Below are 8,481 nucleotides of genomic sequence, written 5' to 3'. Positions count from 1 at the left end.
GAAACACTACGTGCCGCAGGGCTGGCAGGTTCTGACCGGCGGCGAATGGATCGAGGACAACCCCGGATACGGCCTGGTTGTGCACCCACCGGTCGGCAAGTGGCTGCTCGCGGCCGGCGAATCGATGTTCGGGTACGGTCCGATGGGCTGGCGAGTCATGTCAGCGGTGTCCGGTGTGCTCATCGTCCTCGCGGTCTATCTCACCGTTCGACGCCTGGCCCGGTCGACACTGGTCGGAGCACTCGCGGGCGTTTTCGCGATCTGCGACGGCGTGCTGTTCGTACAGTCCCGGATGGGGATGCTCGACATCTTCCAGGCGTTGTTCGTGGTTCTCGCGTTCGCCGCCATCGTCGCCGACCGCGATCAGATGCGGGCCCGCATGCACCGGGTGTGGTCGCAGGGACGGATCGACGACGCCCCCTTCGGCCCGCGGTTCGGTTTCCGCTGGTATCGGTTCGCTGCGGGCGTGATGCTCGGCCTGGCGTGCGGCACCAAGTGGTCCGGCCTCTACTTCGTCATCTTCTTCACTCTGCTCTCACTCGGGTTCGACGTAGCGGCCCGCCGCGCCTACCACGTCCGACGTCCCTGGGTAGGAGTGCTGCGGCGCGACCTGTTCCCGACGGGTCTGTCGTTGGCGATGATGCCGATCGGCATCTATCTGGCGACGTTCGCCACCTGGTTCGCGTCCGAGACTGCGGTGTACCGCTACGTAGTGGGAACCGAAGTGGGGACCGGCGGCACTTTCGGCTGGGTGCCCGCGGCATTGCGATCGCTGTGGTATTACGAGTCGGGCATCCTGGAATTCCATGCTGGCCTGACGAATTCGGCAGGTAACCACCATCCGTGGGAGTCCAAGCCCTGGACGTGGCCGATGAGCCTTCGGCCGATGCTGTACGCCATCGACTACGGTCCCGACCAGTGCGGCGGCGGCGACTGCGTGCGAGCTCAGATGCTGATCGGAACGCCTGCCCTGTGGTGGCTGACGTTCCCGATGATCGGGTGGGCGCTCTGGCGGATCGCGGCGCGTCGCGACTGGCGTTATGCGGCAGTCCTCGTCGGCTACGCGGCGGCCATCGTCCCGTGGTTCGCCGAGCTCGACCGCCAGATGTACTTCTTCTATGCGACGGCGATGGCCCCGTTCCTGATGATGGGGTTGGCGTTGTGCTGCGGTGACCTGCTTGCCTGGGCCAACCGCAGCAGACGATCGGAGAAACAGACCCTCGCCGTCCTCGCAGTCGCGGTCTTCGCGGCGTTGGTGATCGCGAACTTCGTCTGGCTGTGGCCGATTCTGACCGGTGCGCCTATCTCGAACGTCGAATGGGGTCGTCAGATGTGGCTGCCGAGTTGGTCGTGACGACCCTCGAGCGGGCCGTGTCGGCGGCCGCCAACCACAGGGCGAGCGCCACCACGAGCACGCCGCCGGTCACGGCGAAGGCCGGACCGTAGCCCCAGCGGTCGGCGATCAGTCCCGCGGCGAGCGGGCCGCTGACCGCACCGAGGTCCGAGGCCATCCCGTAGGCCGCCAACGCCGATCCTCCGCGTTCGCGCTCGGCGAGTAAGTCGCCGAGTGCGGCCTGGTGCGTCGGCGCGAACAGACCGGATCCGATCCCGGACACCGCCGTCAATGCCAGCACCACATAAATGGACGGCGACCAACCGAGTGCGAGCGTCGAAGCCGCAGCGATGATGAGGCCGGGGATCATCACGGGGCGTCGCCCGAACCGGTCCGACAGTCGACCCGACACCACGATCGCGACGATGTTGCCTGCCGCGTAGCAGGCGAGCACGATGCCCGCCCACCTCGCGGACTGACCAAGACTCTGTTCTACGAACAGCGGGACGATCGCCACTCGGACACCGATCGACGCCCACCCCTGCGCGAAGTTGGACGCGATGATCGCCCGGTACTCGGGCCATCGGAGCGCTTCGAAGAAGCCTGCGGCGGATTTCGGCGCGTGTTCCGTCGGTCTGGTCACAGGCGGCGGCGCGGGCGGCATCGCGAACGCGACGACGGCTGCGGCGATGAGCAGTGCGATCGCGTAGACGACGAACGGCACGCGGAGCCCGAAGTCGACCAGGGCGGTGCCGACGAGTGGCCCGGCGAGGTTTCCGACGAGGAAGCCTGCCGAGTAGTAGCCGGACGCGCGGCCGCGGATCTGCGGCGGCGCGAGCCTGATGAGCAAGGCCATAGCCGACACTGAGAACATCGTCGACCCGATGCCGCCTGCCGCGCGGAACACCAGCAGCTGCCAGTAGTCCTGTGCGAATGCGCACGCCAGGGTGCTGAGCGCGACGATCAGGAGGCCGGTCAGGTAGATCCGGCGCTCCCCCAGCTTGGTGACGAGACGGCCGGTCGCGGGCGCGAAAGCCAACCGCATCATCGCGAAGGCCGACACGACGACGCTGGCTGCGGTGACACCGACGCCGAAGTCGCTGGCGAAGATCGGGAGGGCGGGGGCGATGAGCCCGTAACCGAGCGCGATGACGACGTTCGCCGCCAGCAGGACCCATAGCCCGCGCGGGAGCTGCTTCACACCTCAGAGAGTAGCGACGGGCGCCGACCGGAAGGTCAGCGACCGTCGCGTCACCGTCACTTGCGGACGATCATCACCGGCACATGCGCGTGGTGGAGCACCTTCTGACTGCGCGAGCCCAGGAGCAGTCCGGTGAATCCACCGCGACCGCGGCTGCCCATCACGATCAACGATGCGCCGTCGTTCGCTGCATCAAGGATCGCCTTGGCTGGCTCTTCGGGAATCACGACACGGTTCACTTCGACGTCCGGGTAATCCTGCGAGTAGCCGGACATCCGCTCGGACACGGCTTCGACGGCCTGGCGGGACATCTCGTCGATCTCGCCCTGGTCGAGCCCGAAGCCGTGCAGAGCGTCGGCGTCCAGCGGCGTCCAGGTGTGGACCGCGGTCAGCGGCAGGTTGCGGATACCCGCCTGTCGGTATGCCTCGGCGACGGCGGGGTCGCTGATCGCGGAGTCGTCGACGCCGACGACGATCGGACCGTCGCTCGAGGCCGACCCGGCAGGCACGACCACGACGCGCCCCTTGGCGTGGGCGGCGACGCTGGTGCTGACCGATCCGAGGAACAGCCCTTTCACGCTGCCGAGGCCACGGGTCCCGAGCACGATAATGTGCGCGTGCTCACCGACCTCGAGCATGACGCGCGCAGCGTCGCCTTCGACAATCGATCCGGACACCTCGATGTCGGACGACACGGCACGGGCCACTTCGGCTGCCTTCTGCACCGCAGCCGTCGCTTCGGCTCGGATCGCGTCGATCACGTCCTGCGGGATCACTAGACCAGGGGCGTAATCACTGGTCGTCGACGTGTACGCGGCCACGATCTTCAGGGGGAGACGTTCGGCTGCCGCGGCGTCCGCCGCCCATTTGACTGCGTCCGCCGACGCGTCCGAACCGTCCACACCGACCAGGATCAAGCTCATCGCGAATGCACTCCTTCTCAGCAAGGGCCGGGTTACCGCGACTCGGCACCCTTTCGGCCTCATATCCATTCTGTCGCAATCACTCCCGAATTGCATGGACACGGTCCGGTCGATTGCTCCCCGGTAGGCTGGTCTCACTGCCCGAATCCGTCACCAGGAATCTGCCATCACCAGGAATCGTCAATGACCTCCCCGCTCCACACCGGTCCCGCCCGCGACGCCGCCGTACACGTGCTGATCACGTTCGCAGTCGGCATCGTGCTGTTGGTCGTCGCCCTCAACACGTCGGGCGGGGTGCACGATGCGTTCATCATCGCCGGCCCGATCGCCGTCGGCCTCGGAGCGATCTCCGCGATGGTCCGCACCGCACTCGCCTGGCGCGCGAACGTCGGTTGGCAGGTCTGGCAGGGCGCATCGTGGTTCCTCCTCGCCGTCACCGTCACCTGGGTGTTCGGCGCGGTACCCGCCCTCGTCACCTAGGCGTGCGCCGCGGAAACGATTCAGCTCGGAGCGGGCGGTGGGACCTGCGCGTCGAGGCTCAGCTCTTCGGCGTCGAGGCGGTCAAGTGCGACGGTCAGTGCGCTGGAACTATAGGCCCCGGACTCGCTGAGTTCGAGGAGTCGTCGTCGTTGTTCGACGACGATGAGCCGACGCACGCGCCGCATCTGTTTCGCGGCCTCCATGCGTCTGTCCAGTCGGGTCTCGTCGAGGTCACCGAGCTCTTCGTCCCCGTCGGGGGCCTCGAGCCGTCTGACGGTCTCGATGGTGCGCGCGAGTTGCGGATCGGCCCCGCACGCGTCGGGTTCGCGCATGACGCGGCTGCTCACCGCGGCCAACTCTCGTCCGATCGCGCGACGCTGATCGGTCTCCTGCGCTGCATGGTCGGGTAGTCGCATCCACTTGACGAACGCGCCGAGGGTGCCGCCTTGAATCAGCAGCGATCCGACAGCTACGAAGAAGGCGAGCAGGACGAGCATCGACCGATACGGTGTGTCCGACGGCAACGTCTGGGCCGCCGCGAGTGTCACCACTCCGCGCATACCCGCCCAGACCACGACGAATCCCTCGCGCGTCCCGATCGACTCGGTCCGGTAGTACACGATGTCGGCGAGACGACGGTCGATCCGGTTCTGCACCAGACGTGTGCGACGCCGACCGAGATGCTCCGAGCCCGCAAGGTCGCTCTGCAAGCGGGCCAGGTGATCCTCGCTGGCGATCACTCGCTGCGCACGACGTTCGGTCCAGTGCACGAGCGGGATCACGAAGACCAGGCGGATCAGCAACAGCAGGACGAAGCCGACGGCGGCGGGCCAGGCCGCGTGCCAGATCGTCTCGCCGCTCTCGTGGACGTCGAACACGAGGTTCTTGAGTTCGAGCCCCATCAGAAGGAAGACGCTGCCCTCCAAGAGGAGTTCGACCATCCGCCAGTTCTGCACGTCGGACAGGCGATGTGCAGCAGTCAGGTGGCGGACCGCCCCACGACCGGCGACGAGGCCCGCCGCGACCGCTGCCACCAGTCCGGAGCCCTCGATGAGTTCGGTCGGCACGTATGCGACGTACGGAGTCATGAACGAGACCGCCGTGGCCACGGCCGGGTTGGCGATCTTCGCGCGGACCCGGACGAATACCCAGCCGACGACGCAGCCGACGGCGACGGCCGCGATCACCGTCCACACGAACGAGATCGCCACTCCCCACAACGAGACGCTCGCCGCCATTGCTGCGATCGCCGCGCGCAGCAGCACCAGAGCGCTCGCATCGTTGAAGAGGCTCTCGCCACTGAGGACCGTGATCAGCCGGTTGGGAGCCCCGACGCGTTTGACGGTCGTCGTGGCGACGGCGTCGGTCGGACTGAGGATCGCACCGATCGCGACACCGGTCGCGAAGTCGGCCTCCGGCAGGATCCACATGAACACCGCGCCCAGCCCGAGGGCACTCACGATCACGAGTACCACCGACAGTCCGCTGATCGCGCGGAAGTCACGTTTGAACTCCATCGACGGCATCGCCACGGCCGCGGCGTACAGCAACGGCGGGAGGACGCCCATCAAGATGATCTCGGGATTGAGCGAGATCCGCGGCACCTCGGGGAAGTAGCTGACGATGACGCCAAACGTCACAAGCAACAGCGGCGCCGCGATGCGCAGGCGAGGTGCGAGAAGGTTGGCACCAGCGATCGCAAGCACACACAGGACGACGATGAGGACGAGTTCCACCGTGCCATTGTCCGGTATCGACACGTCTCGTGCCTACCCATCGCATGTGATCGGCGCCACCGATGTCCGTCACGGACCATTGTGTCATCGGGCATTGACAAGATCAATGATTGATGTCACGGTTGTCTCAACGAGGTTCACTCGGCCGGTCGTACCAGCCGGGACCAGCAGAGGAGATGTGAGATGACTTCGACGCAACCGCGGCAGAGCACCACGTACCAGCCGCCCGCGAAGCAGGATGACAAGCTCGATTACGAGCAGGTCCTCGACGACCTGTCGGCGGCGTCGGTCCACCGCAACTTCGATCCCTACATCGACATCGCGTGGGACTCCCCCGAGATGAAGGTCGTCCCCGACGATCCCCGCTGGATCTTGTCGTACACCGTCGACCCGATCGGCCGTCACCCCTGGTACCAGTCGTTGCCGGAGTCCGAGCAGATCCGTCTGGGCATGTGGCGTCAGGCGAACGTCGCAAAGGTCGGCCTGCAGTTCGAGTCGATCCTCATCCGCGGACTCCTCCAGTACTCGGACCGTCTTCCCAACGGAGACAAGCGCTTCCGCTACACCACGCACGAGGCCAAAGAGGAGTGCAACCACACTCTGATGTTTCAGGAGCTCGTGAACCGCATCGGCATGAAGACTCCCGGCATGCGTCGCCCGCTTCGTGCGACCTCGCCGATCATCCCGCTGTTCTCGACGCTCCTGCCGACTGTCTTCTACTTCGGCGTGCTCGCGGGAGAAGAACCGATCGACCACATTCAGAAGGACTTCCTGCGTGGCAAGGACGGTCTGCACCCGGCGATGTCGGCGGTGATGGAACTGCACGTCGCCGAAGAGGCCCGGCACATCTCGTTCGCACACAACCACCTGCGTACGACGATCCCCAAGAAGGGCCGGTTCACCAAGTTCGTGTTGTCGATCGTGATGCCGATCGTCATGCGCGTCCTGTGCAACGCGATCGTCGTCCCGCCGCCGGAGTTCCGCAAGGAGTTCAACGTTCCGCGCGAGGTCATGGACGACATCTTCTGGGGCTCGGACGAGTCGAAGGTCTTCCTGTCCGGCGTATTCGGCGACGTCCGGATGCTCGCGGACCAGTGCGGTCTGATGAACCCGGTGTCACGTCGGGTCTGGCGCGCTCTCGGCATCGACGGACGTAACTCGCGGTTCCGCAGCGAACCCGCGTACACCGCGAGCTGACACCGGTGCCCCACGTCATCACACAGGCGTGTTGCGGCGATGCCTCGTGCGTCTACGCATGCCCGGTGAACTGCATACATCCCACCCCCGACGAGCCGGACTTCGGCATCGCGGAGATGCTCTACGTCGACCCGGCGACGTGTGTCGACTGCGGCGCATGCGTGTCCGCGTGCCCGGTCGGCGCCATCGTCCCCGGGCACCGGCTCCCCGACGCTTCGGAACGGTTCGCCGACGTCAACGCCGCACACTACGGTCACGTGCAGGACGGCGTCGCCCGGTTTCCCGTGCCGCACGACAAGCGGCTGCCGCTCGCGCCGATCACTAAGCCACGAGCGGTCCGCGGCGGTCCGGACGTCCTCGACATCGCCATCGTCGGGTCGGGACCGTCCGCCATGTACGCCGCGGACGAACTGCTCAAGCAGCCGCGCGTGCGCGTGACCGTCTACGAGCGCCTCGACGTTCCGTTCGGTCTGTCGCGCTTCGGCGTCGCCCCCGACCACACATCGACGCGTTCGGTGATGAACTTGTTCGACGACGTCGCGCGGCACCCGAACATCACCATTCTGCTGAACACCGAGATCGGTCGAGACATCTCACTCGGCGATCTCCGATCCCGCCACCACGCCGTGGTGTGGGCCGGTGGCGCCCCGACCGACAAGACCCTGGCCATACCCGGCGTGCAGTTGTCGGGCGTGCAGAGCGCGACATCGTTGGTCGGCTGGTACAACGGCCATCCGGACTTCATCGACGCAGGCCCGGATCTCTCGTGCGAACGGGTCGTGGTGATCGGCAACGGAAACGTCGCACTCGACGTCGCCCGCATCCTCACCGCCGACGTCGACGAACTCGCGAAGACCGACATCTCGCGCGAGGCGCTCGCCGCCCTGCGCTCGTCGTCGGTGCGCGAAGTGGTCGTCGTCGGTCGACGCGGTCCAGCGCACGCCGCGTTCACCTTGCCCGAGCTGATCGGCCTCGCCGATGGACACGCGCGAGTCCAAGTCCGTCCCGAAGACGTCGAAGGCATCTCTGCCGACGACATCGACGATTCGACGGTCGCCGCCAAGATCGCACTCCTGCATGAGATCTCGATGAATGAGTTCTCGCAGGGTCCGACGCCGGCCGAGCCGTTCATCCGGTTGGCGTTCGGCCGGACGCCGGTCGAGGTCGTCGGCGACGGAGAGGCGACCGGAGTGCGTTTCGTCCGCACCGGCACCGAGGTCGAGGAGACCATCGACGCCGGCCTGGTATTGACGTCCATCGGTTACCGCGGCGTCGCCGTTCCCGGACTGCCGTTCGACGACGCGACCGGAACCATCGCCAATGTCGCGGGCCGCGTCGTGGACGGTGACACCACAGTGCCCGGCATGTACGTGACCGGCTGGATCAAGCGCGGGCCGTCAGGCTTCATCGGAACCAATAAGACCGACTCCGGCGAGACCATCGCGAACCTGCTCGCCGACGTCGAAGCGGGTGTGCTCTCCGCCGTCAGCTGACGATCACACCTCGACGACCCCGCGCGAACCTGTGGAATTCCACCGAACCGCGCGGGGTCGATTCGCGTCTAACGAAGTAGAGGCCAGTCGTAGTGACGGGCCGCTGCTGCGGACAGGA

Annotated in this window: 7 protein-coding genes; 4 read left to right on the top strand and 3 right to left on the bottom strand. The window is 66.4% G+C overall.

Going from position 1 to position 8,481, the window contains the following annotated elements; translation table 11 throughout:
- Positions 1–1,354, top strand: a 1,354-nt coding sequence (locus ACTIMF_RS15855; RefSeq protein WP_442351248.1) for a dolichyl-phosphate-mannose--protein mannosyltransferase, incomplete at its 5' end; no start/stop codon positions are given.
- Here the strand turns inward: ACTIMF_RS15855 and ACTIMF_RS15850 are convergent.
- Positions 1,302–2,534, bottom strand: coding sequence for an MFS transporter (locus ACTIMF_RS15850; protein WP_442351247.1), 1,233 nt, complete (start codon positions 2,532–2,534; stop codon positions 1,302–1,304). The two genes, ACTIMF_RS15855 and ACTIMF_RS15850, sit on opposite strands and share 53 nt — an antisense overlap.
- A 56-nt stretch (positions 2,535–2,590) precedes the next feature.
- Positions 2,591–3,457, bottom strand: coding sequence for a universal stress protein (locus ACTIMF_RS15845; protein ID WP_442351246.1), 867 nt, complete (start codon positions 3,455–3,457; stop codon positions 2,591–2,593).
- Between the two features lie 183 nt (positions 3,458–3,640).
- Here ACTIMF_RS15845 and ACTIMF_RS15840 point away from each other — a divergent pair, with 183 nt between their 5' ends.
- The gene (locus tag ACTIMF_RS15840) at positions 3,641–3,937 is read left to right on the top strand and encodes a hypothetical protein (RefSeq protein WP_442351245.1); all 297 of its coding nucleotides are present in this window, start codon (positions 3,641–3,643) and stop codon (positions 3,935–3,937) included.
- A 20-nt stretch (positions 3,938–3,957) separates the two neighbouring features.
- On the opposite strand, the gene ACTIMF_RS15835 is transcribed toward ACTIMF_RS15840, so the two are convergent.
- Positions 3,958–5,697, bottom strand: a complete 1,740-nt coding sequence (locus ACTIMF_RS15835; RefSeq protein WP_442351244.1) for a cation:proton antiporter — start codon at positions 5,695–5,697, stop codon at positions 3,958–3,960.
- A 159-nt stretch (positions 5,698–5,856) separates the two neighbouring features.
- Here ACTIMF_RS15835 and ACTIMF_RS15830 point away from each other — a divergent pair, with 159 nt between their 5' ends.
- Together ACTIMF_RS15830 and ACTIMF_RS15825 are read left to right on the top strand one after the other, a co-directional pair.
- Entirely contained in the window at positions 5,857–6,870 is a 1,014-nt protein-coding gene (locus ACTIMF_RS15830) for an AurF N-oxygenase family protein (RefSeq protein ID WP_442351243.1), read from the top strand.
- 5 nt (positions 6,871–6,875) lie between these two features.
- Complete coding sequence (locus ACTIMF_RS15825; RefSeq protein ID WP_442351242.1) at positions 6,876–8,363, top strand: FAD-dependent oxidoreductase; 1,488 nt, start codon at positions 6,876–6,878, stop codon at positions 8,361–8,363.
- Positions 8,364–8,481: the final 118 nt, after the last annotated feature.

Origin of the sequence: Gordonia sp. (in: high G+C Gram-positive bacteria) (genome assembly GCF_052106715.1) — a bacterium.
GTDB lineage: Bacteria > Actinomycetota > Actinomycetes > Mycobacteriales > Mycobacteriaceae > Gordonia.
Note: the sequence above shows the minus strand (reverse complement) of the source record. Positions and strands in the feature narration are given on the sequence as shown.